The sequence below is a fragment of the Brenneria sp. hezel4-2-4 genome (assembly GCF_013155275.1).
Taxonomy (GTDB): Bacteria; Pseudomonadota; Gammaproteobacteria; order Enterobacterales; family Enterobacteriaceae; genus Brenneria.
The window spans coordinates 395278-421076 of record NZ_JABJXS010000002.1 but is presented as its reverse complement, the minus strand read 5'-3'; the positions used below and the strand labels follow the sequence as shown (position 1 = coordinate 421076).

Annotated in this window: 20 protein-coding genes and 1 other RNA gene; 10 read left to right on the top strand and 11 right to left on the bottom strand. The window is 51.5% G+C overall.

Going from position 1 to position 25799, the window contains the following annotated elements; translation table 11 throughout:
* Positions 1–4: 4 nt before the first annotated feature.
* Positions 5–850, bottom strand: a complete 846-nt coding sequence (gene licT, locus HOY33_RS05910) for a BglG family transcription antiterminator LicT (RefSeq protein ID WP_172289465.1) — start codon at positions 848–850, stop codon at positions 5–7.
* A gap of 608 nt (positions 851–1458) precedes the next feature.
* Between licT and HOY33_RS05905 the strand changes: the two genes are divergently transcribed.
* The 6 genes from HOY33_RS05905 (at position 1459) to HOY33_RS05880 (ending at position 8327) form a co-directional block, all read left to right on the top strand.
* Positions 1459–2733, top strand: coding sequence for an HlyD family secretion protein (locus tag HOY33_RS05905; RefSeq protein WP_172289274.1), 1275 nt, complete (start codon positions 1459–1461; stop codon positions 2731–2733).
* Entirely contained in the window at positions 2726–4837 is a 2112-nt protein-coding gene (locus HOY33_RS05900) for a peptidase domain-containing ABC transporter (RefSeq protein ID WP_172289273.1), read from the top strand. The genes HOY33_RS05905 and HOY33_RS05900 overlap by 8 nt, the downstream gene beginning before the upstream one ends.
* A gap of 243 nt (positions 4838–5080) precedes the next feature.
* Positions 5081–5221 carry a hypothetical protein gene (locus HOY33_RS05895; protein WP_172289272.1) on the top strand — a complete coding sequence of 47 codons (141 nt, stop codon included), beginning with the start codon at positions 5081–5083 and terminating at the stop codon, positions 5219–5221.
* A 184-nt stretch (positions 5222–5405) separates the two neighbouring features.
* Complete coding sequence (locus HOY33_RS05890; RefSeq protein ID WP_172289271.1) at positions 5406–5552, top strand: hypothetical protein; 147 nt, start codon at positions 5406–5408, stop codon at positions 5550–5552.
* Between the two features lie 806 nt (positions 5553–6358).
* A complete protein-coding gene (gene pykF / locus HOY33_RS05885) occupies positions 6359–7771 on the top strand; it encodes a pyruvate kinase PykF (protein WP_172289270.1) in 1413 nt (470 codons plus the stop codon).
* Between the two features lie 319 nt (positions 7772–8090).
* Positions 8091–8327 (top strand): major outer membrane lipoprotein, encoded by a 237-nt coding sequence (locus HOY33_RS05880; RefSeq protein WP_005970385.1) that lies wholly within the window; start codon positions 8091–8093, stop codon positions 8325–8327.
* 127 nt (positions 8328–8454) lie between these two features.
* Here the strand turns inward: HOY33_RS05880 and HOY33_RS05875 are convergent, their stop codons facing one another.
* The 7 genes from HOY33_RS05875 to sufA all read right to left on the bottom strand — a co-directional run bounded on the left by HOY33_RS05875 (position 8455) and on the right by sufA (position 15497).
* The gene (locus HOY33_RS05875; protein WP_172289269.1) at positions 8455–9507 is read right to left on the bottom strand and encodes a L,D-transpeptidase family protein; all 1053 of its coding nucleotides are present in this window, start codon (positions 9505–9507) and stop codon (positions 8455–8457) included.
* A gap of 303 nt (positions 9508–9810) precedes the next feature.
* Positions 9811–10227: a cysteine desulfuration protein SufE gene (sufE, locus tag HOY33_RS05870; protein ID WP_172289268.1), complete on the bottom strand. Its 417-nt coding sequence runs from the start codon at positions 10225–10227 to the stop codon at positions 9811–9813.
* A 29-nt stretch (positions 10228–10256) separates the two neighbouring features.
* Complete coding sequence (gene sufS, locus HOY33_RS05865) at positions 10257–11480, bottom strand: cysteine desulfurase SufS (protein WP_172289267.1); 1224 nt, start codon at positions 11478–11480, stop codon at positions 10257–10259.
* Positions 11477–12817, bottom strand: a complete 1341-nt coding sequence (sufD, locus tag HOY33_RS05860) for a Fe-S cluster assembly protein SufD (RefSeq protein WP_172289266.1) — start codon at positions 12815–12817, stop codon at positions 11477–11479. The genes sufS and sufD overlap by 4 nt, the downstream gene beginning before the upstream one ends.
* Positions 12792–13538, bottom strand: a complete 747-nt coding sequence (sufC, locus tag HOY33_RS05855; RefSeq protein ID WP_172289265.1) for a Fe-S cluster assembly ATPase SufC — start codon at positions 13536–13538, stop codon at positions 12792–12794. The genes sufD and sufC overlap by 26 nt, the downstream gene beginning before the upstream one ends.
* A 78-nt stretch (positions 13539–13616) precedes the next feature.
* A complete protein-coding gene (gene sufB, locus HOY33_RS05850) occupies positions 13617–15113 on the bottom strand; it encodes a Fe-S cluster assembly protein SufB (RefSeq protein ID WP_172289264.1) in 1497 nt (498 codons plus the stop codon).
* A gap of 12 nt (positions 15114–15125) precedes the next feature.
* Entirely contained in the window at positions 15126–15497 is a 372-nt protein-coding gene (sufA, locus tag HOY33_RS05845; RefSeq protein ID WP_172289263.1) for a Fe-S cluster assembly scaffold SufA, read from the bottom strand.
* A gap of 549 nt (positions 15498–16046) precedes the next feature.
* On the opposite strand from sufA, the gene HOY33_RS05840 reads away from it, so the two are divergent.
* Entirely contained in the window at positions 16047–16448 is a 402-nt protein-coding gene (locus HOY33_RS05840) for a hypothetical protein (protein ID WP_172289262.1), read from the top strand.
* A gap of 126 nt (positions 16449–16574) precedes the next feature.
* Here the strand turns inward: HOY33_RS05840 and menI are convergent, their stop codons facing one another.
* Entirely contained in the window at positions 16575–16991 is a 417-nt protein-coding gene (menI, locus tag HOY33_RS05835) for a 1,4-dihydroxy-2-naphthoyl-CoA hydrolase (protein ID WP_172289261.1), read from the bottom strand.
* Complete coding sequence (locus HOY33_RS05830) at positions 16991–20044, bottom strand: FAD-binding and (Fe-S)-binding domain-containing protein (protein WP_172289260.1); 3054 nt, start codon at positions 20042–20044, stop codon at positions 16991–16993. Before HOY33_RS05830 ends, menI begins: the two co-directional genes overlap by 1 nt.
* 333 nt (positions 20045–20377) lie before the next feature.
* On the opposite strand from HOY33_RS05830, the gene ydiK reads away from it, so the two are divergent.
* The 3 genes from ydiK to apbE all read left to right on the top strand — a co-directional run bounded on the left by ydiK (position 20378) and on the right by apbE (position 23060).
* Positions 20378–21487, top strand: a complete 1110-nt coding sequence (gene ydiK, locus HOY33_RS05825; protein ID WP_172289259.1) for an AI-2E family transporter YdiK — start codon at positions 20378–20380, stop codon at positions 21485–21487.
* A 238-nt stretch (positions 21488–21725) separates the two neighbouring features.
* Positions 21726–21837, top strand: an RNA gene (gene rprA, locus HOY33_RS05820) — antisense sRNA RprA.
* A gap of 179 nt (positions 21838–22016) precedes the next feature.
* Positions 22017–23060: an FAD:protein FMN transferase ApbE gene (gene apbE / locus HOY33_RS05815; protein ID WP_172289258.1), complete on the top strand. Its 1044-nt coding sequence runs from the start codon at positions 22017–22019 to the stop codon at positions 23058–23060.
* Positions 23061–23133: 73 nt separating this feature from the next.
* On the opposite strand, the gene ppsA is transcribed toward apbE, so the two are convergent.
* Positions 23134–25515 carry a phosphoenolpyruvate synthase gene (gene ppsA, locus HOY33_RS05810; RefSeq protein WP_172289257.1) on the bottom strand — a complete coding sequence of 794 codons (2382 nt, stop codon included), beginning with the start codon at positions 25513–25515 and terminating at the stop codon, positions 23134–23136.
* Between the last annotated feature and the right edge of the window lie 284 nt (positions 25516–25799).

The window sequence follows — 25799 nt, the reverse complement described above, 5'->3', positions numbered from 1 at the left end:
TGTTTTACTGTTTTTCCAGCAACTCGGTTCTCACTCTTTCAATATGGATCGTCAGAAACATCAACTCCTCTTTGGTCAATATATAGCGGTATTGCTGCTCGACATGACTTTGTATTTTCTCCGCACAATGATAGGCAAGTTGGTATTTTTCTTTAATGACATCATGTAATGATTCATCATCACTGAATACCGTATTCTTGCCGATCAGCCGTTGCGCAAAAAACTTCAAATGGGTAACGAAACGATGATAACTTAATGCCTGTTCATCATAATCCAGGTTCAACTGATACTTCACAATATTCAGTATCTCCTGCATGATTTTCGTAATATGGATCACTTCCGGCATTTCGCTGTCAAGCTGGGCATTGACTAAATGTAACGCAATAAAACCGGCTTCATCCTCGGGTAAACGAACGGCCAGACGCTGCTCGATAATATCCAGCGCTTCTAAACCAACCGCAAATTCTTTCGGGTAAAGCCGCTTAATTTCCCACAGCAATACATTGCGGATATTGACGCCTTGCTTATGGCGCTCTATCGCGAAATGGCAGTGATCCGTCAACGAAATGTAGATGCTGTTTTGCAATTTTCCCGGCAGACGCTCTTTCGCCAGCAAGATGATTTTATCCGCCGTGGTGATCACGTCCAGCGGGATTTCCGACAGCAGTTCCCGCAGGCGCGATGTCAACTCCCCGCTTTTCATGACAAACACGCGCTCAATCAGCGATTCGTCCAACCGATCGCCAGTCTGTTTTTTAAAACCAAGCCCCCGGCCCATCACAACCGACTCATTATTATTTTCGTCGATAACCGTTACGACATTATTGTTGAGTATCTTGGCAATTTTCATCATTCATACCCTGGAAACAAAAAAACCAGACACCCGCAGAGAGAGCGGATATCTGGTCTTGCCTGCTTGCGCAGTAACAATCCTTAATGCCTGTCAAGGTACCACTTGCCATCGTCTTATCAACAGCTCCTGAACAGAAACGTGATACGGATCGACATAATACATTTTATTTACATCTCTTTTTCATTGCTCACTAAAATAGTGACCCGCGTCACATTATATCGCCTTTGAATGTATGAGGCGGTCATTGACTGAAAGTCATTCTCAACGCTGTTGCGCAACAAAACGCGTAAAAACGACAAATCAGCGCATTTTTTGCGTAAACGCGCGAATGCTCTAGTCGTCTTTTATGCATAGCATAGGCAATGCTGATGTCGGTTTTTAATAATCACACACTCTGGAGTCACTAAAAAATATTTGTACCATGATAAAATTTATAAGCTCCTTATGAATAATGGTTATTAATTAATTGGCAATAAATAATAACCGCAGTGAACTAAACTTCATTTTCACCCCATGCTTGCGCAACTCCTGAAATAATGAAATCATGATAATATCTCAAGAAGGATCGCCGCCTTTCTTAGTATTCGCCAGTGGGAGATTATCTTTTGTTCAGGCAGGAAGCATTAGAAAACAAAAAATTGAAATGGCAAGGAAGAGCTATTTTGCTCTCTGTTATTCCCGCCTGGATAATTATGGTATTTTGCGCCCTTTTCCTCGCAATATTCATCATATTCATTACCCAGGGCACCTATACGCGCCGGGTTAACGTCAGCGGCGAAATAACAACCTGGCCGCGCACGGTCAGCATAGGTTCAGGCGTGCAGGGGTTTGTAGTAAAACAGTTTGTATCCGAAGGACAGAGAATAAAAAAAGGCGATGCGGTTTATCAGATTGATGTTAGTAAAAGTACCGTCGACGGCGTAGTGAGTGACAATCAACGACAGGATATCGAAAACCAGTTGGTGCGCATCGACAATATCATTTCACGACTGGAACAAAGCAAAAGAACCACCCTGGAGACATTGGAAAAACAAAAAATACAATATAGCAATGCATTTAAACACTCATCTGAGATCGTCCGCCAATCAGAGGAAGGAATAAGGAAACTCAAACAGTACATGGACAGCTATCAGCAGTATCAGGAAAAAGGGTTAATTAATAAAGACCAATTAAGCAGTCAGATAGCATTGTACTATCAACAACAAAATGACTTATTAACCCTTAGCGGCCAAAATGAACAGAACGCTTTACAGATCACCACTCTGGAAAGTCAGATTCAGACCGACGCGGCGGAATTCGATAACCGTATATACCAAATGGAGCTTCAGCGCTACGACCTGCAAAAAGAACTGGTGAATACCAACATGGGCGGAGAAATCATTATTCGCGCCTCATCGGAAGGAAAAGTAGATTCATTAAGCGTAACGGCCGGACAGATGGTCAATCCCGGCGACAGTTTATTGCAGATTATCCCGAACAATATAAAAAGCTACTATTTAGTCGTTTGGACACCCAATGACGCGGTGCCCTATATCGCCGTTGGCGACAGCGTCAATGTGCGTTATGAAGCGTTTCCCGCCGAGAAATTCGGCCAGTTCGCAGCAACGGTCACCATGGTGTCGAAAACGCCGGCGTCTCCACAGGAAATGCAAACCTACCAGGGGGCGCCCAAAAGTACTCAAACGGCATCCATTCCCTATTATAAAGTCGTTGTGAAACCGGAAAAACAGGCTATCCGTTATGACGGCAAGTACATGCCCCTTGAGAATGGGATGAAAGCGGAGATCACGCTCTTCTTGGAAAAAAGGAAAATTTATCAGTGGATGCTTTCGCCATTCTACGACATGAAACAGAGCGCTGCGGGGCCGGCAAATGGATAAGACTTTATTCAAAACTCTCCTCGGCAAACTGGATTTAAAGCTGCGCCGCCGAATTCCGCTGGTGCATCAGACTGAATCATCGGAATGCGGACTGGCCTGTCTGGCGATGATATGCGGATATTATGGTAAGAACATCGACCTGATAGCGCTAAGGCAACGCTTCAACCTCTCCGCGCGCGGCGCCACTCTGACTGGGATAAATGATATTGCCGAACAACTGGGCATGTCCACCCGGGCGCTGTCGCTGGATCTTGATGATATCAACGCGTTGAAAACGCCGTGCATTCTGCACTGGGATTTTAATCACTTCGTGGTGCTGGTGAGCGCCACGCATCGCCGTTTTGTACTCCATGATCCGGCGCGCGGCCGGCGCACGGTCGGTCTGGCTGAGATGTCGCAATATTTTACCGGCGTGGCGCTTGAGATCTGGCCAAGCAGTCAATTTACCGCGGAAACGGTGAAAAACCGGGTGCGCCTGGGAACGCTGATCCGCAGCGTATATGGCATCAAAGGGGCGCTGACAAAGATTTTTTGTCTTTCCGTGGTGATTGAAACCATCAATTTGGTGGTGCCGATAGGCACACAACTGGTAATGGACCACGCCATCCCGGCGGGAGATAGCGGCTTACTGACGCTGATATGCGCCGGTCTGTTGTTTTTTATTCTGCTGCGCACCGCGGTAAGCACGATGCGCGCCTGGTCGTCGATGGTCATGGAGACACTGATCAATGTGCAGTGGCAGGCGGGGCTATTTAACCATTTGCTGCACCTGCCGCTAGGCTATTTCGAACGACGCAAGCTAGGGGATATTCAATCCCGTTTCGATTCGTTGGACAAACTACGCAAGACCTTTACCACCAGCCTGGTGGGCGCGATCATGGATGGCATTATGGTGGCGTGCGTGCTGGTAATGATGGCGCTGTACGGCGGCCGCCTGACCCTGGTAGTGCTGGGATTTAGCGCAGTGTACGTCCTTATCCGGTTATTCACATACGATCGCTACCGTCAACTGTCGGAAGAGTCGCTGATCAGAATCGCGCGCGCCGGTTCGTTTTTTATGGAAACCTTGTATGGAATAGCCACCGTCAAAATGCAGGGGATGAGCGGCCGACGAAGCAGCCACTGGCTTAATCTGGAAATCGACACCATCAACACCGGAATTAAGGTGACTAAAATGAACCTGCTTTTCGGCGGCCTCAATACCTTTATTTCCTCCTGCGATCAGGTGATGATTCTATGGCTGGGGACCAGCCTGGTCATTGATAATCAGATGACCATCGGCATGTTTGTGGCGTTCGGCGTATTCAGGGAGCAGTTCTCCGAACGACTGGCGTCGTTGACCAACTTTCTGCTCGAATTACGTATGATGAGTTTGCATAACGAGCGTATCGCCGATATCGCCTTACATCAGCGCGAACCGCAAAAGATGGATACCCGCTATAAAGCCGAAATGCGGCCGATATCGCTGGAAATCCGTAATCTGAGTTATCGCTACGACAGTCAATCCAAAGCGGTATTCAGCGGTTTGAATATCAGCATAGCGCCCGGTGAAAGCGTGGCGATAACCGGCCCGTCCGGGACGGGGAAAACGACGCTGATGAAGGTGCTGTGCGGACTGTTTGCACCGGAGGCCGGCTGCGTTATGACCGACGGCGTGGATATACGGCAACTCGGCGTAAACAACTATCGCAAAATGATCGGCTGCGTGATGCAGGACGACCGGTTATTTTCCGGCTCGATTATGGAAAATATCGGCGGATTTGTGGAAGAGATTAATGAAGAGTGGATGGTGGAATGCGCCAAAGCCAGCAACATCCACGACGCCATCATGGAAATGCCGATGGGCTATGAAACGCTAATAGGCGAATTGGGCGAAGGGCTATCCGGGGGGCAGAAACAACGTATTTTTATTGCCCGTGCGCTGTATCGCAAGCCAGGGATTCTGTTTATGGATGAGGCGACCAGCGCGCTGGACAATGAAAGCGAGAACGATGTAAACCAGGCAATTAAACAACTAAATATTACACGAATTATTATTGCGCACCGAGAGTCGACGATAAAATCCGCAGACAGAGTAATCAATCTCCAGGCCGCTCAGCTATAAATAATATAAATGGACTTTATTTTTTAAGATAAATCACGTGACGATGATTGATTGATTCATTAGGGAATTAAGTATTAGTTTTTTTATTTTTTGCCAAGAAAATATAGTATATGGAATTATCGCAAAATAGATACACGCTCATAATGAGATAATTTTATAAAAAACCGAATAACGCATTTAACCTCTTGCTTTGTTTTTAAATACATCTTATATTATACTTTATTAACCGAGAGGAAATAGGGGATGAAAAAGAAAAGTAGTATACGTGAGCTGAACCTTAAAGAAATGAAAGCCGTTTCTGGTGGTGTGGGAATCAAATTCATTAAAAACAAGCACGGTGTAAACATTCAACTTTACCCTACTAAACATGTTGTGAAAGGCTGATAAATAATTTTTTAATGCTCAGCACTCTCCATAAACCTACACGCCATCAGGATTATGAGGTTATAGGCTGTTCAGTCGTAAAGTTATATTTAGCATAAGTGATTGGAAATAGTATCGTTAGCCCATTAGCAATGGTCTAACGATATAATTTACCTTAATCTTTATTAATCGAGAGGAAATGAAAATGAAAAAGAAAAATAATCTGCGTGAACTGAACCTTAAAGAAATGAAAGTCGTTTCTGGTGGGATCGGAGTTAGATGGAATACTGTCAAGGGGGCTCATGGCGGTTATGTTCAATGCTTTATGGGCTCAAAACCTGGCAAGGGCTAATTAACACCGAATTATAAATATTGACTATACAAACCGCCCTTTATTCATCCAACCGAATAAGGGCGGTTTTATTTTTATCAGTTGAAAATATGCGATGAAATATTTCCACACTCCATCGCCTAACATCATAAACAGCAACCTCCCGATTCACTTACCCTTCTGACCCGCGTACAACCGTAAAAGCCGTCCTGAAATTGCGGGCAAATGCCGCATACTTTTCGCCAGAAAAATACGTTTATCCGCGCTGATGTCACTATCCTGAAGTAGCGTAAATGCCACTTATCGGGTTCTTCTCAACCTTGTCCAAGCAGAAACGTGATACGGATCGACAGGAAACATTTTATTTACATCTTCTTTTCATTACTAAAGAAAAAGGTGATCCATGTCACTCTATGACGTATTGAGCTTACCGATACCGCCCTTGCGCAGCGGTGATTTTTTGGGCGGTTGCGCAACAAAGCTCGGTAAAAGACACAAATCGTCAGTTTTTTTGCGTAAACCGGCCAAAATATGCAATTTGATGCCTACAACCAGCTTGTTTCTCATTGACTAATAACTATAATACGGAACGTTGTTTTAATTGAATGGTTTCAGCTAAGTAACGTGCCACTATCATTAAAATTATTATCAAAGGCATCGCTTGCCCTTATCCCGTTGATTATGCGCGATAATCGGTCATGTGCTTCATCGTCTATTATACTTATCTCTTTCAGACTGTTTTCAAGTACATTCTTTCCGGCGGTAAACCTATCGCAACCACCGGTTCAATCGTTTTTTTATCCACCACAACTTGTAGAAGCTATCGTATGAAAAAGACAAAAATTGTTTGCACCATCGGGCCTAAAACAGAATCAGAAGAGATGCTGAGCAACATGCTGAACGCCGGCATGAATGTTATGCGCCTGAACTTTTCGCACGGGGATTACGCTGAACACGGTCAACGCATCAAGAATCTGCGCGCAGTGCTGGCAAAAACCGGTCAGCAGGCAGCCATTCTGTTGGATACCAAAGGGCCGGAAATCCGTACCATGAAGCTGGAAAACGGAGCGGATGTTTCTCTGAGCGCCGGTCAAACGTTTACCTTTACCACCGACCAAAGCGTCATTGGCAATAAGGAATGCGTTGCCGTTACCTATGCGGGCTTCACTGAAGATTTGAGCGTCGGGAATACCGTACTGGTTGATGATGGTTTGATCGGCATGGAAGTCACGGCCATTAACGGCAATCAAGTCGTCTGTAAAGTGTTAAACAATGGCGATCTGGGCGAAAACAAAGGGGTTAACCTGCCGGGCGTCTCTATCCAGTTGCCGGCCCTGGCGGAAAAAGACAAACGCGATCTGATTTTTGGTTGCGAACAAGGCGTTGACTTTGTTGCCGCCTCCTTTATCCGTAAACGTTCCGACGTTGAAGAAATTCGCGCGCATCTGAAAGAACACGGCGGCGAACACATTCAGATCATTTCTAAAATTGAAAACCAGGAAGGTCTGAATAATTTCGACGAAATTCTGGAAGCTTCCGACGGCATCATGGTCGCGCGTGGCGATCTGGGGGTTGAGATCCCGGTTGAAGAAGTTATTTTCGCGCAGAAAATGATGATCGAGAAATGTAATCTGGCGCGCAAAGTGGTTATCACCGCGACGCAAATGCTGGATTCGATGATCAAAAACCCGCGCCCTACCCGCGCGGAAGCCGGCGACGTCGCGAACGCCATCATTGATGGCACAGATGCCGTCATGCTGTCTGGCGAAAGCGCCAAAGGGAAATATCCGCTGGAATCAGTGACCATCATGGCCACCATCTGCGAACGCACCGACACCGTCATGAAACCCCGTCTGGAAAGCATCAAAACCGTCGGCAAGCTGCGCATTACCGAAGCGGTTTGCCGCGGCGCCGTCGATACCGCCGAGAAGCTGGATGCGCCTTTAATCGTTGTCGCCACCAGCGGCGGTAAATCCGCCAAGTCCATTCGTAAATACTTCCCGAACGCGCGGATCCTGGCGCTGACGACCAATGAAGTGACTGCCCGCCAGTTGCTGCTGAGTAAAGGCGTCGACACGCTGCTGGTAAAAGAAATCGCCTCTACCGATGATTTCTATCGTATCGGTAAAGAAGCGGCTCTGAACAGCGGTTATGCTCAGGAAGGCGACGTTGTGGTCATGGTTTCAGGCGCATTAGTGCCAAGCGGCACCACCAATACCGCATCGGTACACCGCCTGTAAATCAGCGCGTCGCGTACAACGTTAAAAAAGCGCCGTCACCGGCGCTTTTTTTATATTCAGTGGTGACCAAACTTATTCTGGCAACCCAATAAATGCTTTTGTTTAACACCGCATTTCAACGCCCAAAAGCTCAGAGTTTTCCGATGGAAATGCGGCTGTTTTCCTTACTTTTTTCATTGTTCTGTAAAACCCGCTGCTTCTTTGAGCGAACAAGCAAAATTAAGCATGTTCTCATCAAAAATTTATTCTCATTAGAAAAAAGTTTGTGTAATACTTGTAACGCTACATGGAGATTAACTCAATCTAGAGGGTATTAATAATGAATCGTACTAAACTGGTACTGGGCGCGGTAATCCTGGGTTCTACTCTGCTGGCCGGTTGTTCCAGCAACGCTAAAATTGACCAACTGTCTTCTGACGTTCAGACTCTGAACGCTAAAGTTGATCAGCTGAGCAACGACGTGAACGCAATCCGCTCTGACGTACAGGCTGCTAAAGACGACGCAGCTCGTGCTAACCAGCGTCTGGACAACCAAGTTCGCACTTACAAAAAGTAATCGAACTGGTTAAGTAGTGAAAATGGCGCACAGTGTGCGCCATTTTTTTTGCAAATTTTCACTTCACATTGCTTGCGTTTATCAGGGCGCGAATAGCGTGCGCCCCGCATGGCTTCGAATCCTGTCGTTACTGAACCCCCGCCGCTGGGTGAGTAACCGGCTCCGGCGATGAGAGAGCCGTAATTGGCGCGCCCTGTAGCGTCTCAGCGCCCTCAGAGGCCGACTGTATGGGTTCCTGATAGGTATTAATGTCCTGACCGACATTAACCAGTATCGGCATTCCGGAACGGCGGAAGATGGCTTCGGCTACGGTTTTAGCGTCGGTATCTTCTGCATCGGTGAATTTTTTGGTTTTGGCCGTAATCGCGATCGGCATTGTCTGCGGATCGTCTTTATCCGACTTGGACAACGGCTGATGCACTTCTATGTAACGTTTACCGTCCGGTTCCACAGAGGTCTTAATCGCATCATTGATGATTTGTACGCGCGTACCGGTGGGCACATTGTCAAACAGCGCCTTGATATCATCAGGCCGCAAACGAATACAGCCCGAACTGACGCGCATACCGATACCAAAATTGGCATTGGTGCCGTGCAACAGGTAAACGCCGCCGTGCGCCGCGAGACGCAGGGCATGCAGCCCCATCGGATTATCTGGCCCCGCCGGTACAACCGCCGGCAGCGTAATACCCTGCTCTTCAAGATAGTGCTTGCGAATATTTGCCGTCGGCGTCCAGGTCGGGTTAGCCCGCTTCTCACTGATGGTGGTAGTCATCAATGGCGTGTTACGCCCCAGTTGCCCAATCCCGATGGGATACACGATAACGGTATTCTTGCCTTTCGGATAATAATAGAGCCGCAGTTCCGCAAGGTTAACCACGATCCCTTCGCGCGGCGTATCCGGCAGCAGCATCTGCGTCGGGATGGTTAATATCGAACCGGCGGTCGGCAGGTAAGGGTCGACTCCGGGATTGGCTTCCATCATGTTCAATAAGCCAATTTTGAAATCGGCGGCAATCGCTTCCAGCGGGCGCCCGTCATTGGGAACCGTATAAGCGATATTCTCACCGATAAGACGACTGTTTGGCGGTGGCAATGGATATTCCGTCGCACTGGCGGCTGCGCTGCCTGCCAGATACGTGGCAAATACCATACCAAGTAAAGTTAACGCGCGTTTCATACGAAGTTTCCTACATCATGGCTCTGGTGTCGGTTTAACAGACGATGCCTGGTTCTCTTGTCAGAGACCAGTATCCGCTCCTGCTATATTAGCATTGTTGTAACAAAATAATATTTGATTTAAAAATCAATGTATTGATATTCAATTCTTTACAAAATCAACGCCAGAATAAAATTGCGCCGAAAATAAATCTACGGGACTAATTCTGAAATATCAGAATGTTAAGCTTATATAAAAACAAAAAAGCGCCAGGCTTGCCGACCCGGCGCTTTTTCTGTCGAGATCACCGATGAGTAGCCAACGCTAGAATAATCGCGCCGCGTGCGCCCGGATCGCCCGTAGCATGGCTTCCAATCCCTGCGAGCGGGACGGCGTCAGATGCTGACTTAATGCCAATTCCTGAAAGAAAGGACGCACGTCCAGATCCACGATCTCCGGTGCGGTCAGCCCCTGATAAAGACTGAATACCACGGCAATCAGCCCCTTCACGATGGCGGCGTCGCTGTCGCCATGCAGCGTGACCAGGCCGCGATCGTCACGCTCCATGACGATCCACACCTGACTTTGACAGCCTGAAATCAAGTTTTCAGCCTGCCGCCACGCATCCGGCAGCGTTTCCAGACGGGCGCCCAGCTCAATGATATAAAGATACTTCTCTTCCCAATTATGACAGCGCGAAAAATTACGGATTAATTTCTGCGGATCCGGCAGACTTGCCATTTTTTCCTCCCCGGGCAACAAAACGTCTGTTAGTTACCCAGTAATCGATGGATACGTTGCAACCCGGCGACCAGCCGGTCAATTTCTTCGCGTGTAGTATAAACGGCCAGCGCCGCGCGGCACATACTGGAAACACCATAGTGTTCCATCAGCGGCATCGCGCAGTGGTGACCGGTGCGAATCGCAATTCCATACTGATCGAGGAAACTTCCGACATCATAGGCATGGTGCTGCCCCAGATTAAACGCAATCACGCCCTGCCGCTCAGCCGGCCCGTACAGCGTCAGATCCGGCACCTGGGTCAAGGCTTCAAGCGCATAACGCATCAGAGAAGATTCATAGCGCTGGATCGACTCGCGCCCCAGCGCCGTGACGTAACTCAGCGCCGCGCCCAACCCCATGATGCCGGCGGTATTCGGCGAACCGGCTTCAAAACGCCAGGGGGCGTCCGCGTAGGTGGTGCCGGTGCGCAGGCTAACCTGACGGATCATCGCTCCGCCGCCTTCCCACGGCGGCATCGCCTGTAACAGCGCGCTTTTGCCATACAGCACGCCAATCCCTGATGGGCCGTAGATTTTATGTCCCGAAAAGGCAAAAAAGTCACAATCCAGATCCTGCACATCAATCGGCTGATGCATAATCGACTGGGCGCCATCCACCAGAACCACCGCCCCGACGGCTCTTGCCTGGGCGATAATCTGTTTAACCGGGTTCAGGGTGCCCAGTACGTTGGAAATGTGGGTGACGGCCAGCAGGCGGGTGCGCTCGTCCAGCAATGCCGGAAGCTTAGCCACATCCAGCGTCCCCTCTGCCGTCAGCGGCAATACGCGGACTTCAATGCCGCGCGCTTGCGCCAGCATCTGCCAGGGAACGATATTGGCGTGATGCTCCATCTCGGTGATAACCAGGTTGTCGCCGGGCTGGAGGAACGTGCGTCCATAGCTGTTCGCCACCAGGTTAATGGCTTCCGTCGTGCCGCGCACAAAGACGATCTCTTCTGCCGACGCGGCGTTAATGAACGAAGCAATCTGTTCGCGCACCGCTTCCATCGCGCTGGTGGCCTGTGCGCTAAGGGTGTGAATGCCACGGTGAACCGCGGCATACTCATGCTGGTAAAACGCCAGTTCCCGATCGATCACCGCCTGCGGTTTTTGCGCGCTGGCGGCGCTGTCCAGATAAGCCAACGGTTGCCCGTTCACTTCTGTCGCCAACAGCGGAAAATCGGCCCGAATCTGTTCGATTGGATAACTCATAGCTCTGCCTTTAATAAATCGTCCTGCGCGTTCGGCAGGCGCAGCGCGATACGCTTCAAGATCACCTCTCTTAATGATTCATCGGCAATGGCTTCCGTCAGTTCCGCGGCAAAAGCAAAGATAATCATCTGTTGCGCATCCTGCTGGGTAATGCCGCGCGAACGCAGATAAAACAGTTGCTCATCATCCATACGGCCGATGGTGGCGCCATGACTGCATTTCACATCGTCGGCATAGATTTCCAACTGCGGTTTGGTATCCACTTCGGCCAGCCGCCCCAGCAGCAAGTTATTGTTGGTCATCTGACCGTCGGTTTTCAGCGCGTGGGGGGCGACTTTGATCATACCGTTAAACACCGCTTTGGCGCGATCGTTGACAATGGTTTTATGCAACTGGCGACTTTCACCATAACCCTGATTATGTTCCAGATAGGTGCGGGTATCGCAAACCTCGCTGCCGACAGGCAGGATAAGGCTATTCATCACCAGATTGGTGCCTTCACCGTTAAGCTGGGCGCTGGTGTTGTGGCGCGTCAGGCCCGCGCCCAACAAAAAGCTGTGGCTGCGAACCTGCGCATCACGCGCCAGCACCAAATCATTATGCGCAAAGTGATAGCCGGCCGCCGCTTCAAACGCCAGTTTGATATGGCTGACCCGGCTGTTTTCCGCGGCATTGATGGTCAAGCGCGCGCCGGTAAAATGCGCCTGTTCGTCCAGACTGACATAATGTTCGATAATCTGCGCGCCGGCGCCGCGCTCGACGTCCAGATGATGACGGTGGTGCACGGTATTCAACTCGGACGCCGGCGTCCGACCGCTGCCGATATGCAGCAAATACAGCGGTTTTTCCGCCTGTTGACCGGCGCTCAAGCGAATCAACAGGGTTTCCACCGCCAGGCTTTCGGTCAGGTGCAGAAACACGTCCGGCTGGATTGCCGCCGGCAGTTTGTACTGACCGCGATCCCCATTGGTTTCGACCTGATAAGGCCCCCACTGCGTATCGCTAAGCTCGGCATTGAACACCCCGTCAATAAACACCAGACGCCAGCAGTCGACCGGCAGCGCCAGCGCATTCAGCGTTGCGTCGTCAACCTGCGGCGTGCCGGCGGCAACAAATTCGTGCGCCAGCAGACCGTCCAGCGGCGTATATTTCCAGTGCTCATGTTTGCGATGCGGCAATCCCAGGCGCAGCACTTCCTGCCAGTGCCGGTGGGCCTCTGCCGATCGCCGGGTACTGTAGGTTTCAAACAGGTTATGCCACTGCCGTAAGGCTTTTTCCTGTTTCTGTTCGATGCCTGCTTTGGCAGCGGTTTTATTGTTGGTCGGTAAGCCAGCCATAGCCTTGCTCCTCCAACTGTTTCACCAGCGAGAAATCGCCGGATTTCACGATACGCCCTTGATACAGCACGTGAACGTAATCCGGCTTGATATAATCCAGAATGCGCTGATAGTGCGTAACGATAATAAAGGCGCGCTGCTGGTTGCGCAGCGAATTCACCCCGTTGGCGACAATTTTCAGCGCATCGATATCCAACCCGGAATCGGTTTCATCCAGAATGCATAAATCCGGCTCCAGCGCCGCCATTTGCAAAATGTCGTTACGCTTCTTTTCGCCGCCGGAGAACCCGACATTGACGGAACGGGTCAGCAAGTCCGCCGGCATATTCAGCAACTGGATTTTCTCTTCAATAAAGTCGGCGAAATCAAAACGATCCAGCGGCTCCAACTGCCGGTACTTACGCACGGCGTTGACCGCGGTTTGCAGGAAAAACTGGTTGCTGACGCCGGGGATTTCCACCGGATATTGAAACGCCATAAAAATGCCTTCACCGGCCCGATCCTCAGGATCCAATTCCAGCAAATCCTTGCCTTTAAAACTTACCGAGCCGTCGGTCACTTCATACTCTTCACGGCCCGCCAGCGTAGCGGAGAGCGTGCTTTTCCCTGAGCCGTTCGGCCCCATAATGGCATGGACTTCGCCCGGCTTAACCTGGAGGTTAAGACCCTGGATGATCTCTTTGCCTTCGACACTGACTTTCAAATTTTCAATACTTAACATGCTCTATCCTTCAGGCGTCTTACACCTTGTGACGCTCATCATTTTCGTGACCGATGAAAAGCATCGGTAGCCGACGAATTAACCCACACTATGTTCCAGGCTAATCGCCAGTAATTTTTGCGCCTCTACGGCAAATTCCAGCGGCAGCTCAGAGAAAACGTCCTTACAGAAACCATTGACGATCATCGAGATGGCGTCATCTTCGCTGATGCCGCGTTGCAGGCAGTAAAACAGCTGATCGTCGCCAATCTTCGAGGTCGTCGCTTCATGCTCCAGTTGCGCCGTGTTGTTTCGCACTTCCACATAGGGGAAAGTGTGCGCCCCGCAATCGCTGCCAATCAGCATGGAATCGCACTGGGTGAAATTACGCGCGTTGGTGGCGCTCGGCATAATCTTCACCAGCCCGCGATAGGTGTTTTCACTGTGGCCGGCGGAAATCCCTTTGGCGATAATGGTCGAACGGGTATTTTTACCGATATGAATCATTTTGGTTCCGGTATCCGCCTGCTGACGGCCATTGGTGAGCGCCACAGAGAAAAACTCGCCGACCGAATTGTCGCCGCGCAAAATCACGCTGGGATATTTCCAGGTGATGGCCGAGCCGGTTTCCGATTGCGTCCACGACATCTTGGCATGTTCGCCGGCGCACAGCGCCCGTTTGGTCACGAAGTTCAGGATCCCGCCTTCGGCCTCCGTACCGGCAAACCAGTTCTGCACGGTGGAATATTTCACTTCGGCGTTTTTATTGATGATCACTTCAACCACGGCGGCATGCAGCTGATAGCTGTCGCGCACCGGGGCCGAACAGCCCTCAATATAGCTGACGTAGCTGTCGTCATCGGCAATCAGGATCGTGCGTTCGAACTGCCCGGTCTTCGCCGCGTTAATGCGGAAATAGGTGGACAACTCCATCGGACAGCGCACGCCTTTCGGCACATAGACAAAGGTGCCGTCGGAGGCCACCGCCGCATTCAGCGCGGCAAAGAAGTTGTCGTTCGACGGCACCACGCTGCCGAGATACTGACGAACCAACTCCGGATGCTCTTGAATCGCCTCGCTGAAGGAACAGAAAATAATCCCCTGCTCCGCCAGTTCATGCCGGTAGGTCGTCGCCACGGAAACGGAGTCAAAAATGGCGTCAACCGCCACCGACTGGCCTTCCCGCACCGGCACCCCCAGTTGATTAAAGGCGTTTTCCACTTCGCTGGTCAGGTAATTATTGACGTCGGTAATGCCCGATTGCTGCGTCGCGCCCGGCTGAGAGCCGCAGGTATCATCACAACTGCCGCAGGACGGCGCGGAATAATAGCTATAATCCTGATAGTCCAGTTCCTTGTAATGGGCTTTCAGCCAGTGAGGTTCTTCCATTTCCAGCCACGCCCGATAGGCGTTAAGCCGAAACTCCAGCATCCACTCCGGCTCATTGCGTTTCGCTGAAATCGCCCGGACAACGTCTTCGTTGATGCCGTGCGCCAGTTCATCCGTCGCCAGTTCGGTGAAGAAGCCTTCTTTATAACGCCCGTCACCCATCCAGATCTGAACATCATCAGGTACATCTACTGTGCTACGTGCCATAATTTTCATCACTTAAATGCCGAAGCTCTCGCCACATCCGCAGGCATGCTGAGCGTTGGGATTATTAAACTTGAACACCTGATTCAGCCCTTCACGGACAAAATCAAGCTCGGTGCCATCAATAAAAGGCATCGCCTTTAACGGTACATAAAGCCTTGCGCCGTCGCGTTCGAACAGTAAGTCATCCGTCTCGGGTTCACGCACCAGATCCAGCACATAGCCGAACCCGGCGCAACCGGATTGCTTAACGCCAAGCCGCAAGCCCTTTACGGCGGCATCCTGCTGCATTAAATTTTTTATCTGTCCTACTGCGCTATCCGTCAGCGTCAGTCCTTGCCAGACATTCTCATCCAGAGAAAAAGTTCCTACATTTTCCGTTTGCATACGGCATACCTCATTACGTTTGGTACCAGTTTCAGGCTGGTTTCCCCTAATGTTAGTGATAATAGATATAGCTTCAACCTCTTGTTTCGCAGGGCTATTCGTAACATTTCATTTTCAGCGGCGATAACCGCCCTGACGCATTCGGCTAATCCGGCCGAAATCGCGAAAAAAATCAAAGCCAACAAGCTGATAAATAAGGACTAATAGACACTCCGACCATGCTATCTCATGCGCGGAAATTATCAATTCATTATCATTAGTATAACATTCATCGAAGATACCTATTTATAAAACAGGAGAAGTTAATGATGATTTAATTTCATCGTCGGCCAATTTTTGCGCCGAACCGTCGCTGACGCGACGTCAAAAACTTCTCCCGGAAGTTTTTTGGGGCATGCCGTCCCTGGCCGCCCCCTTGCGGCCGTCGCTGATGCGACGTCAAAAACTTCTCCCGGAAGTTTTTTGTCGGTAAGCGCGTTTTCCCCATTGATCCAGACTATTTTTATAAATATGATAATGATTATCATTTACTATTCAGGATTGAGAACCATGCTTTCCGTGAATGCCTGGCTGCAATATCAGATTGACGAATATAAATTTCAAATCCGGGACGCCACCGTGGATTTCTATATGGCGGAGGCGCGCCTGAACCGACCGGGCAGCCATCTCGATCATCTGAGACGCTATCATAACGCCTGTATGGAGATGGTCGATTTATGTCTGAGAAATGGCGATGACGACAGCTATTTACACGCCTTGGTAAAATTGCACAACCGGCTGATTAAAGAGATAAATAATGAAAAGCGCTGCCACCTCTTCCGGGTTCAGAGTTACTACTTTGCGCGCAATACGCTGAAGTCGATCTGCCACCAGTTGAGCATGCAGGGATCGTGGGATAAAGCCACCGCCTTTCAGACCGATTTCGTTAAACGGGTAGCTTTTTTACCCTGATCATCGATAGCGCGTGACGACTCAACTCGCTGGCGCAAACAACTTTATGCCCGGGCGATCTGAATCGGAGTTAACCGGCCGTGCCCGACACGCCGCTCGTCTGTCGACCGGTTGATTGACGCCGTGCTACGGGGTGATCACCGCGGTTGTCAGACGCGACGTGCAGCACAGGCGATTCTGACCGTCGAAAATATCAATCTGCCAGACCTGATTGCGCCGCCCGGTGTACAAGGCGCGACACACGCCGCGCACTTCACCGTCAACCACCGCGCGCAGATGATTGGCATTGACTTCCATCCCCACCACCTGCTGTTCCCCCTCGGTGCACAGATAGCCGGCCACCGAGCCAAGCGACTCGGCCAGCACCACCGAAGCCCCGCCGTGCAGCAAGCCAAACGGCTGGCGGGTGCGATGATCCACCGGCATCACCGCCTCCAGATGATCGTCGGCTATCCGCGTGTAGCGGATGCCAAGATGACCAATCATACATCCCTGACTTTGCTGATTGAGTTGTTCGAGGGTCATCGGCCGTTTCCAAAGCATCAGATAATCTCCAGCAAGGCCTGTAACGGATGACGCAAGCCGCTACCTTCCATGCGCTTCACCTGACTACGGCAGGAATACCCGGTGGTCAGGCAACGCTTTTGCGGCAACTTCTGCAACGCCTGTTGCCAGGACAGCGCATAGATCCCCTGCGAATTCACCAGATTCTTGCTTTCATGCCCATAGGTTCCCGCCATGCCGCAACAGCCGACGCTGACGTTTTCCAGCCGGGCGCCGAAGCGGGAGAAAATATCCGCCCACTGCTGGGTACTGGCCGGCAACGCAGTGGTTTCCGTGCAATGCCCGAACAGATACCAGGATTCGCCGGTGGCGGCCTGCGGTGTTTTTTCCGCCAGCGAGGTCATCAGCCACTCATGCACCAGTTGCACGTTAAAGTCACCCCGTTTATCCCCCAGAATTTCACGGTATTCGTCGCGGTAACACAGCACCAGCGCCGGATCGACACCGACCATCGGCATGCCCAATTGCGCCACGCGATTGAGAAAGTCGGCCGTTTTGGCGGCGGTTTTCGCAAAGCTGTGCAAAAAACCTTTAATATGCTGCGCCTTGCCGTTCGGCGAGAAAGGCAGCAACACGGGTTTCAGCTTCAGTTTTTCCACCAGATGAACAAAATCGGCCACCACCTGCGCATCATAATAGCTGGTAAACGGATCCTGCACGATTAACACATATTGCCGGCGTTGCTGCGCGGACAGTTTTTCCAACTGTTCCAGCGTGGTGGTACTGGCGCGGTGGCCGGCAAACTGCTGGCGCAACGACGGAGAAGACAACAGCGGCAGATCGACCATGCCGATCTGTCTGCGGCTCAGCGCATTCACCCACGGCATTTTCAAAAAGAAGTTAAACGTTTTCGGACTGCGCGCCATCAGCGGCGCATAGCTTTCCACCCCGGCCACCAGATAATCCCTCACCGGGCGTAAATAGCGGGTGTGATACAACTGTAGGAAGCGGGAGCGGAAGCCGGGTACGTCGATCTTAATCGGGCACTGCGTCGAACAGGCTTTACACGCCAGACACCCCGACATCGACTCTTTTACCTCATGAGAAAAATCATACTCTCCCTGTCGGGCATGCCAGGTATTGCGGGTTTTCTGGATTAGCGCGCGCAGGCTGAGTTTCTGCTGCGGCAGCGTTTTCTCCAGCGCTACCGGGTCGACCCCCTGCTCCGCCAGCAAACGCAGCCACTCGCGCACCAGCGTCGCCCGCCCTTTCGGCGAATGAATCCGGTTGCCGGTGATTTTCATCGACGGGCACATCGGGCTGCGGGCATCAAAATTAAAGCATAGCCCGTTGCCGTTACACTCCAGCGCGCCGCGAAACGACGTGCGAACCGCCAACGGAATGACGCGATCATAGGTTCCGCGCTTGGCGGCATCGACTTTCATCATCGGCGCATCGACATCCAGCGGCGCGCAGATTTTACCCGGATTCAGGCGGTTGTCAGGATCGAACGCCGCTTTGATGCGGCGCAATTCGGCATACAGTTCGGCGCCAAAAAACGCCGGACTGTACTCGGCGCGAAACCCTTTGCCGTGCTCGCCCCAGAGCAAGCCGCCGTATTTCGCCGTCAGGGCGACGATTTGATCGGAAAGCTGCTTCATCAGCATTTCCTGTCGCGGATCGCACATATCCAGTGCCGGACGCACATGCAAAACGCCCGCATCCACGTGACCGAACATGCCGTAGGTCAGATTATGGCTATCGAGCAACTCGCGGAATTCAACGATATAGTCCGCCAGATGCTGCGGCGGCACGCAGGTATCTTCGGCAAACGGGATCGGCTTAGCCAGCCCTTTGCTGTTGCCCAGCAAACCGACCGCTTTCTTGCGCATGCCGTAAATGCGTTCAATGCCCGCCAGATCGTTACAGGTTTGATAACCGATGACGCCCGCCTCACCGGCCGCCAGCAGCGCATCCAGCCGTTCACACAGCGTGGTCACCCGCTGGTTAATCAGGGTCTCGTCATCACCGGCAAACTCGACGATGTTCAGCCCCAGCATGTCCTGATTGGGAACATCGGTGATCAATTCGCTGACGGAGTGCCAGACAATATCCTCGCGCGCCAGATTTAACACCCGGGAATCGACGGTTTCGACCGACAGCGCTTTCGCCTCCACCATGAACGGCGCATTGCGCAGGGCTGAATTGAAAGAGTCATATTTGATATTGACCAGCCGCCGCACTTTCGGCAACGGCGTAATATCGAGTTTGGCTTCGGTAATAAACGCCAGCGTCCCTTCGGAGCCGGTAAGGATACGCGTCAGGTCAAAGGTTTGCAGGTCGTCGCTGAAAACGTGGCGCAAATCGTAGCCGGTCAGAAAACGGTTCAGTTTGGGGAATTTATCGAGGATCAACTGACGCTGTTCACGGCAGCGGTGGAGCACGGTACGGTATATCCGCCCCATCGGGGAGTCTTCCCGCGCCAGTTGCTCCGCCAGTTCAACCGGCATCGCCTGGGTATCCAGCATTTCGCCACCCAGCAGCAGAGCGCGCAGACCCAGCACATGATCGGACGTCTTGCCGTAGACCAGCGAGCCTTGTCCCGAGGCATCGGTATTAATCATGCCGCCCAGCGTCGCCCGGTTGCTGGTGGACAATTCAGGGGCAAAGAAATAACCGAAAGGTTTGAGATACTGGTTTAGCTGGTCTTTAATCACCCCCGCCTCGACCCTTACCCACCCCTGCTCCGGGTTAATCTCCAGAATGCGGTTCATGTAGCGTGACATATCCACCACAATGCCCCGGTTCAGGGCCTGGCCGTTGGTTCCGGTGCCGCCGCCACGGGGCGTGAATGTCAGACTGAGAAAGCGTTCCTCACCGGCCAGACGCGTCAAAATTGCAACATCGGCGGTGGAGCGGGGAAAAACAACGGCATCCGGCAATAGCTGATAAATACTGTTATCTGTCGCCATCGTCAGGCGATCGGCGTAGTTTGTCGCAGTATCGCCGGTGAATCCATTTTGTTTCAATGCTTCCAAAAAATTAAGTACCGGCTGAACCAGCCCGGGTGACTGAGAGATCTGTGGGATCATTATCTTTTGACCCTGTCCGTACAATAGAGAAGTGTTTGCCAATATGACGTTAGGTGCCGGTGAATGAATGATTTACGCTAGCTATCCCTGAAATCCCGCTTTCCGTTTATCCAACCAGCAGACTTAATACGTTTTATCATATTTCCCCTGGTCGCGCCGCTGGATCGATAAAAAACACATTGAGTATTGGGTTTATACTGTTTGACCGACAAAATGTTCAACAGACTGTCAAAAATCACGGAAATATCTCATGATAAATCATCGCCGTTTCCATCGCCTTGCTATAGCGGCGTTGCTTTCAGACATTATGTCTACTTACAGAGGTACTATTCATTGATAAGAAAATCTCAACAACAGCGTTTCGACCTGGCCAGGATATTGTTTAGCCTGCTGTTTATTACCATCATGATCATTGCCTGTTTTTGGGTCGTTCAGCCTTTCATTTTAGGCTTTGCCTGGGCCAGCATGGTGGTGATTGCAACCTGGCCGTTGTTAATCAAACTTCAAAATCTGCTGTGGGGGCGTCGCTCTCTGGCCGTTATCGCCATGACGCTACTGCTGATCCTGCTGTTCGTGATGCCGATCGCCATACTGGTCGGCAGCGCTATCGATAACAGCTCGGCATTAATGAACTGGGCGGCCAGCCAGGAAAATTTCTCACCGCCGAAGCTGGAATGGCTGACGTCGATTCCACTGGTTGGAGACCGGGTGTACAACAGTTGGCAAACCCTGCTGCAAAGCGGCGGCAGCGGCCTGTTTGCCAAAGCGCAGCCTTACGTCGGCAAAACGGCGACCTGGCTGGTGGCTCAGGCCGCGCATGTCGGCCGCTTCCTGATGCACTGCGCCCTGATGCTGGTATTCAGCGCACTGCTCTACTACAAAGGGGAAGCCGTCGCCAAATCGGTACGCCACTTCGCGATTCGTCTCGGGCATGAACGGGGCGATACCGCGGTCATTCTGGCCGCCCAATCCATTCGCGCGGTGGCGCTGGGCGTAGTGGTGACCGCCATTGTTCAGTCTCTGTTGGGCGGCCTCGGGCTGTTCATTTCCGGAATCCCCTATACCACTCTGCTGACCGTACTGATGTTTCTGTTCTGTCTGGTGCAGTTGGGGCCGCTTCCGGTACTGATCCCGGCCATTATCTGGCTTTACTGGAGTGGGGATACCACCTGGGGAACGGTGTTGCTGGTCTTGAGTTGCGTGGTCGGCACCATTGATAACTTCATCCGCCCGGTATTGATTCGCCTCGGCGCCGACCTGCCGCTGCTGCTGATTCTGTGCGGCGTGATCGGCGGATTACTGGCTTTTGGCATGATAGGGCTGTTTATCGGGCCGGTGGTGCTTGCCGTGTCCTATCGCCTGCTTTTCGCCTGGATGCGGGAGATCCCGGAACCCGGCGGAATCATCCGCGATCCTCTTAATCCGAACAGCAACAAAGAGTGACCGACGTCAAACGCCATCCATTGCCACGGGAATTTCTCTCGTGGCACCTTAATTGATAAATAAATTTAATGTTTAGCCTGCGTTTTTGCGGGATTATTCCTAAAAATTTTACTTATTTTATATTATTAGTTCAATTTCGCTGAAATCCGCCTTCTTTTTCCCATTCAAATATTAAAAAACGATTAACCATTAGGATGATTCTTAATGACTCCGACGGGCATAATCCCTAGCATGTATATCGGAGCTAGTTTTAACCTACTGTTTGTCAATGAGGTTTCCTCCTCGTCAGAGTTAGTAACGAATTGCTGTGTGTAGTCTTTGCCCATCCCATGAGATGGGCTTTTTTTTTATGGCGGGCTATCCCTGCCCGCCCCCTCCGCGCCGCCACTAGGTGACGTTGAAAAACGCTCCCGGCGTTTTTTTATGGCGAATAAATTGCGGCCAGCCAGGTTTTTGTCAATCTGCTATTTGCATTTCACGTACTTTGCTTTATTTGTTAGCAGGTTGCTTTGTTCCTGGGAGTTTTTTCATGACTAATCTTACTATTAAGGGATTAATACTGGGCGGCTTGCTCAGCCTGCTTACGGCCTGCGATAACGCGCCGCAGACCACATCACGTCCGTTGCTGACCATTGAAGGAAAAACGATGGGGACGTTTTACAGCGTAAAAATCAGTGGCGAACTGACGGAAAGCAAGGAGCAGCTTCAGCAGGAGATCGACGGTTTGTTGGAACAGGCAAACAACGAGATCTCGACCTACCGTAAAGATTCAACGCTATCGCAATTTAACCAATATCGCGGTTCCACCCCCCAGCCCATCAGCAACGGCATGGCGGATATCATTCTGGCCGCCCAGCGTATCGGCAGAGCAACCGGCGGCGCGATGGACATTACCGTTGGCCCGCTGGTCAATCTGTGGGGATTCGGGCCGGATAAACGGCCGGTGCAGATCCCCAGCCGGCAGCAGATTGATTTGGCAAGGCAAAACGTCGGGCTGAATCATCTGAAGCTAATCAGCGATGAGCATGGCGAATGGATACAGAAAGATCTGCCCGATCTGTATGTCGATTTATCGACGCTGGGCGAAGGCTATGGCGCCGATGTGCTGGCGCAGTTGATGGCGCGCAAAGGCATTACCAACTATCTGGTTTCCGTCGGCGGAGCGATATCCAGCCGAGGCGTCAATGGCGAAGGCATCCCCTGGCGCGTGGCGATCCAGAAACCGACCGACCGGGAAAATGCCATGCAGGCGGCCGTCGATTTACAGGGATACGCCATCAGCACAGCCGGCAGCTACCGCAATTACTTTGAGCAGGACGGCAAACGCTATTCCCATGTCATTGACCCGGCCACGGGGCAGCCGATCGCCCACCAATTGGTTTCGGTGACCGTTATCGCGCAAACGGCGTTGGAAGCCGACGGTTGGGATACCGGATTAATGGTGCTGGGCAGTGAAAAAGCGTTGAAACTGGCGGAGCAAAAAGGATTGGCCGTTTACCTGATCACCAAAACCGACAACGGTTTTAATGCCGTGATGACGCCGCAGTTCAGCTCTTTCCTGATTGCACAGTAAAAAACCCGCCTTCTCTGAAAGCGGGTTTGAGCGTGATGCCCCTGGCACAGAGGCTGGGAGGGGCATCACTCAATTACTTCTGGTGTTCAGCCAAATTCAACCAGGTCTGCACCACGGTATCCGGGTTCAGGGACAGGCTATCAATGCCCTGTTCCATCAACCAGATGGCGAAGTCTTCATGATCCGAAGGCCCCTGACCGCAGATGCCGACGTATTTACCCTGTTTTTTAGCGGCGTTAATCGCCATTGACAGCAATGCCTTCACCGCATCATTACGTTCGTCAAACAGCGCGGACACCACGCCTGAATCGCGATCCAGTCCCAACGCCAATTGCGTCATGTCGTTTGAACCGATGGAGAAGCCGTCAAAATGTTGCAGAAACGCGTCCGCCAGCAGCGCATTGGACGGAATTTCGCACATCATAATGATTTTCAGCCCGTCCTCGCCGCGGCGTAACCCTTGGCGAGCCAGCTCTTCAATCACGGCTTCCGCCTGCTCAACCGTGCGCACAAACGGGATCATGATCTCCAGGTTCTTCAGCCCCATATCGTTTCGTACCCGTTTAACCGCATCGCACTCCAGCGCAAAGCAGTCTTTAAAATCCGGGGAGACGTAACGGCCCGCGCCGCGGAAGCCCAGCATCGGGTTCTCTTCTTCCGGCTCATAGCGTTCGCCGCCCACCAGATTCGCATACTCGTTGGATTTAAAGTCGGATAAACGCACGATCACCCGTTTCGGCGAGAACGCCGCCGCCAGCGTGGCAATGCCTTCCGTCAGCCGGCCGACATAGAACTCCACCGGATCGTCATAACCGTTCATCAGCGCTTTGATTTCGCGTTGCAGTTCGGGCGGCTGTTGATCAAATTCCAGTAATGCGCGTGGATGCACGCCAATCATCCGGTTGATGATGAACTCCAGACGCGCCAGCCCGACGCCTTCGTTCGGTAAACAGGCGAAATCAAAGGCCCGATCGGGGTTGCCGACGTTCATCATGATTTTCAGCGGTAAATCCGGCATTTCATCGATTTGTGAGCTTTTGACGGTGAAATCGAGCAGATCCTGATAGACATAGCCGGTGTCCCCTTCGGCACAGGACACGGTCACTTTCTGCCCGTTATGCAGATGTTCGGTGGCGTCTCCGCAGCCGACGACCGCCGGGATCCCCAGCTCACGGGCAATGATGGCCGCATGACAGGTACGCCCGCCGCGGTTGGTTACGATGGCCGCCGCTTTTTTCATGATCGGCTCCCAGTCGGGGTCGGTCATGTCCGTAACCAGCACATCGCCCGCATTGATGAGATGCATTTCGCCGATGTCATGAATCACCTTGACCTCGCCGGCGCCAATACGATGGCCGATGGCGCGCCCCTCAACCAGCACGTTGCCGCCGGAGGGCAAATGATAGCGCTCCATCACCTGGCCATTGGATCGAACCGTTTCCGGGCGCGCCTGAACGATATACAGCTCGCCGTTGTGACCATCCTTCGCCCATTCGATATCCATCGGCCGGCCGTAGTGCCGCTCGATCAGCAACGCCTGACGCGCCAGCGCCTGCACTTCGTCATCCGTCAGGCTGAAACGGCTACGCTGCTGCTCGGGAACATCTTCAATCCTCACCTGCTTGCCATGCTCCCGGCTGTCGGCATAAACCATGCGGATTTTCTTCGACCCCATATTGCGGCGAACAATGGCCGGCTTGTTGTTGAGCAATGTGGGCTTATGCACATAAAACTCATCCGGGTTAACCGCCCCTTGCACCACCATCTCCCCTAAACCGTAGGCGGAGGTGATAAATACCACCTGATCAAATCCGGACTCCGTATCAATGGTAAACATTACCCCCGCGGCGGCCAGATCGGAACGCACCATCCGCTGCACGCCGGCCGACAGCGCGACGCCGCGATGGTCGTATCCCTGATGCACGCGGTAGGAAATGGCGCGATCGTTAAACAGGGAGGCAAAGACGTGCTTCACGGCGATCATCACCGCTTCGATGCCCTGTACATTCAGGAAAGTCTCCTGCTGCCCGGCGAACGAGGCGTCCGGCATATCTTCCGCCGTTGCGGAAGAACGCACGGCAAACGAGGCTTCTTTTTCACCGTCGGCCAATTGCCGGTACGCATCACGAAGCGCATTCTCAAGTTCAGGCTGGAATGGCGTATCAATAATCCACTGACGGATCTGCGTACCAGCTTTCGCCAATTGACTCACATCATCAATATCGGTGTTATCCAGCAACGTATAGATGCGCTGATTGATTCCGCTTTGATTAAGAAAATCATTAAACGCCTGTGCCGTTGTCGCAAAACCATTGGGAACGGCGACGCCGAGTTCTGAAAGGTTGGTAATCATCTCACCCAGAGAGGCATTTTTGCCGCCCACCCGCTCAACGTCGTGCATTCCGAGTTGGTTATACCAGAGGACATTACGCAAATCAGGGCCGTTATTGGACATCGGAAATAATCCTTTCTGCATACAATTAGGGTTTGAAAGCGTTTGATTGAGAATTTGTCTCAACTTAATCAGGGTAGCATAGCGTTTTATAAATCAGGGACAGGTGAATCGATCAACCTATAAAAAAAACTAATTTAATCGCCAATAATTGATTAACACGATAAAAATGCAATAGTGTAAAAGAATGTTATTTTTATCATTGAAATGATGAAATATCGTTTCAATAAAAGTATTTAAAAATGTAACTTTGGCGAAGTAGTGCTTTATTGTAGAAAACACCATAA

What these genes read in the sequence shown, in the direction of transcription:
- licT (WP_172289465.1), bottom strand. Translation starts at nt 850, where the DNA reads ATGAAAATTGCCAAGATACTCAACAATAATGTCGTAACGGTTATCGAC.
- HOY33_RS05900 (WP_172289273.1), top strand. Translation starts at nt 2,726, where the DNA reads ATGGATAAGACTTTATTCAAAACTCTCCTCGGCAAACTGGATTTAAAG.
- HOY33_RS05895 (WP_172289272.1), top strand. Translation starts at nt 5,081, where the DNA reads ATGAAAAAGAAAAGTAGTATACGTGAGCTGAACCTTAAAGAAATGAAA.
- HOY33_RS05890 (WP_172289271.1), top strand. Translation starts at nt 5,406, where the DNA reads ATGAAAAAGAAAAATAATCTGCGTGAACTGAACCTTAAAGAAATGAAA.
- pykF (WP_172289270.1), top strand. Translation starts at nt 6,359, where the DNA reads ATGAAAAAGACAAAAATTGTTTGCACCATCGGGCCTAAAACAGAATCA.
- HOY33_RS05880 (WP_005970385.1), top strand. Translation starts at nt 8,091, where the DNA reads ATGAATCGTACTAAACTGGTACTGGGCGCGGTAATCCTGGGTTCTACT.
- HOY33_RS05875 (WP_172289269.1), bottom strand. Translation starts at nt 9,507, where the DNA reads ATGAAACGCGCGTTAACTTTACTTGGTATGGTATTTGCCACGTATCTG.
- sufE (WP_172289268.1), bottom strand. Translation starts at nt 10,227, where the DNA reads ATGGCAAGTCTGCCGGATCCGCAGAAATTAATCCGTAATTTTTCGCGC.
- sufS (WP_172289267.1), bottom strand. Translation starts at nt 11,480, where the DNA reads ATGAGTTATCCAATCGAACAGATTCGGGCCGATTTTCCGCTGTTGGCG.
- sufD (WP_172289266.1), bottom strand. Translation starts at nt 12,817, where the DNA reads ATGGCTGGCTTACCGACCAACAATAAAACCGCTGCCAAAGCAGGCATC.
- sufC (WP_172289265.1), bottom strand. Translation starts at nt 13,538, where the DNA reads ATGTTAAGTATTGAAAATTTGAAAGTCAGTGTCGAAGGCAAAGAGATC.
- sufB (WP_172289264.1), bottom strand. Translation starts at nt 15,113, where the DNA reads ATGGCACGTAGCACAGTAGATGTACCTGATGATGTTCAGATCTGGATG.
- sufA (WP_172289263.1), bottom strand. Translation starts at nt 15,497, where the DNA reads ATGCAAACGGAAAATGTAGGAACTTTTTCTCTGGATGAGAATGTCTGG.
- HOY33_RS05840 (WP_172289262.1), top strand. Translation starts at nt 16,047, where the DNA reads ATGCTTTCCGTGAATGCCTGGCTGCAATATCAGATTGACGAATATAAA.
- menI (WP_172289261.1), bottom strand. Translation starts at nt 16,991, where the DNA reads ATGCTTTGGAAACGGCCGATGACCCTCGAACAACTCAATCAGCAAAGT.
- HOY33_RS05830 (WP_172289260.1), bottom strand. Translation starts at nt 20,044, where the DNA reads ATGATCCCACAGATCTCTCAGTCACCCGGGCTGGTTCAGCCGGTACTT.
- apbE (WP_172289258.1), top strand. Translation starts at nt 22,017, where the DNA reads ATGACTAATCTTACTATTAAGGGATTAATACTGGGCGGCTTGCTCAGC.
- ppsA (WP_172289257.1), bottom strand. Translation starts at nt 25,515, where the DNA reads ATGTCCAATAACGGCCCTGATTTGCGTAATGTCCTCTGGTATAACCAA.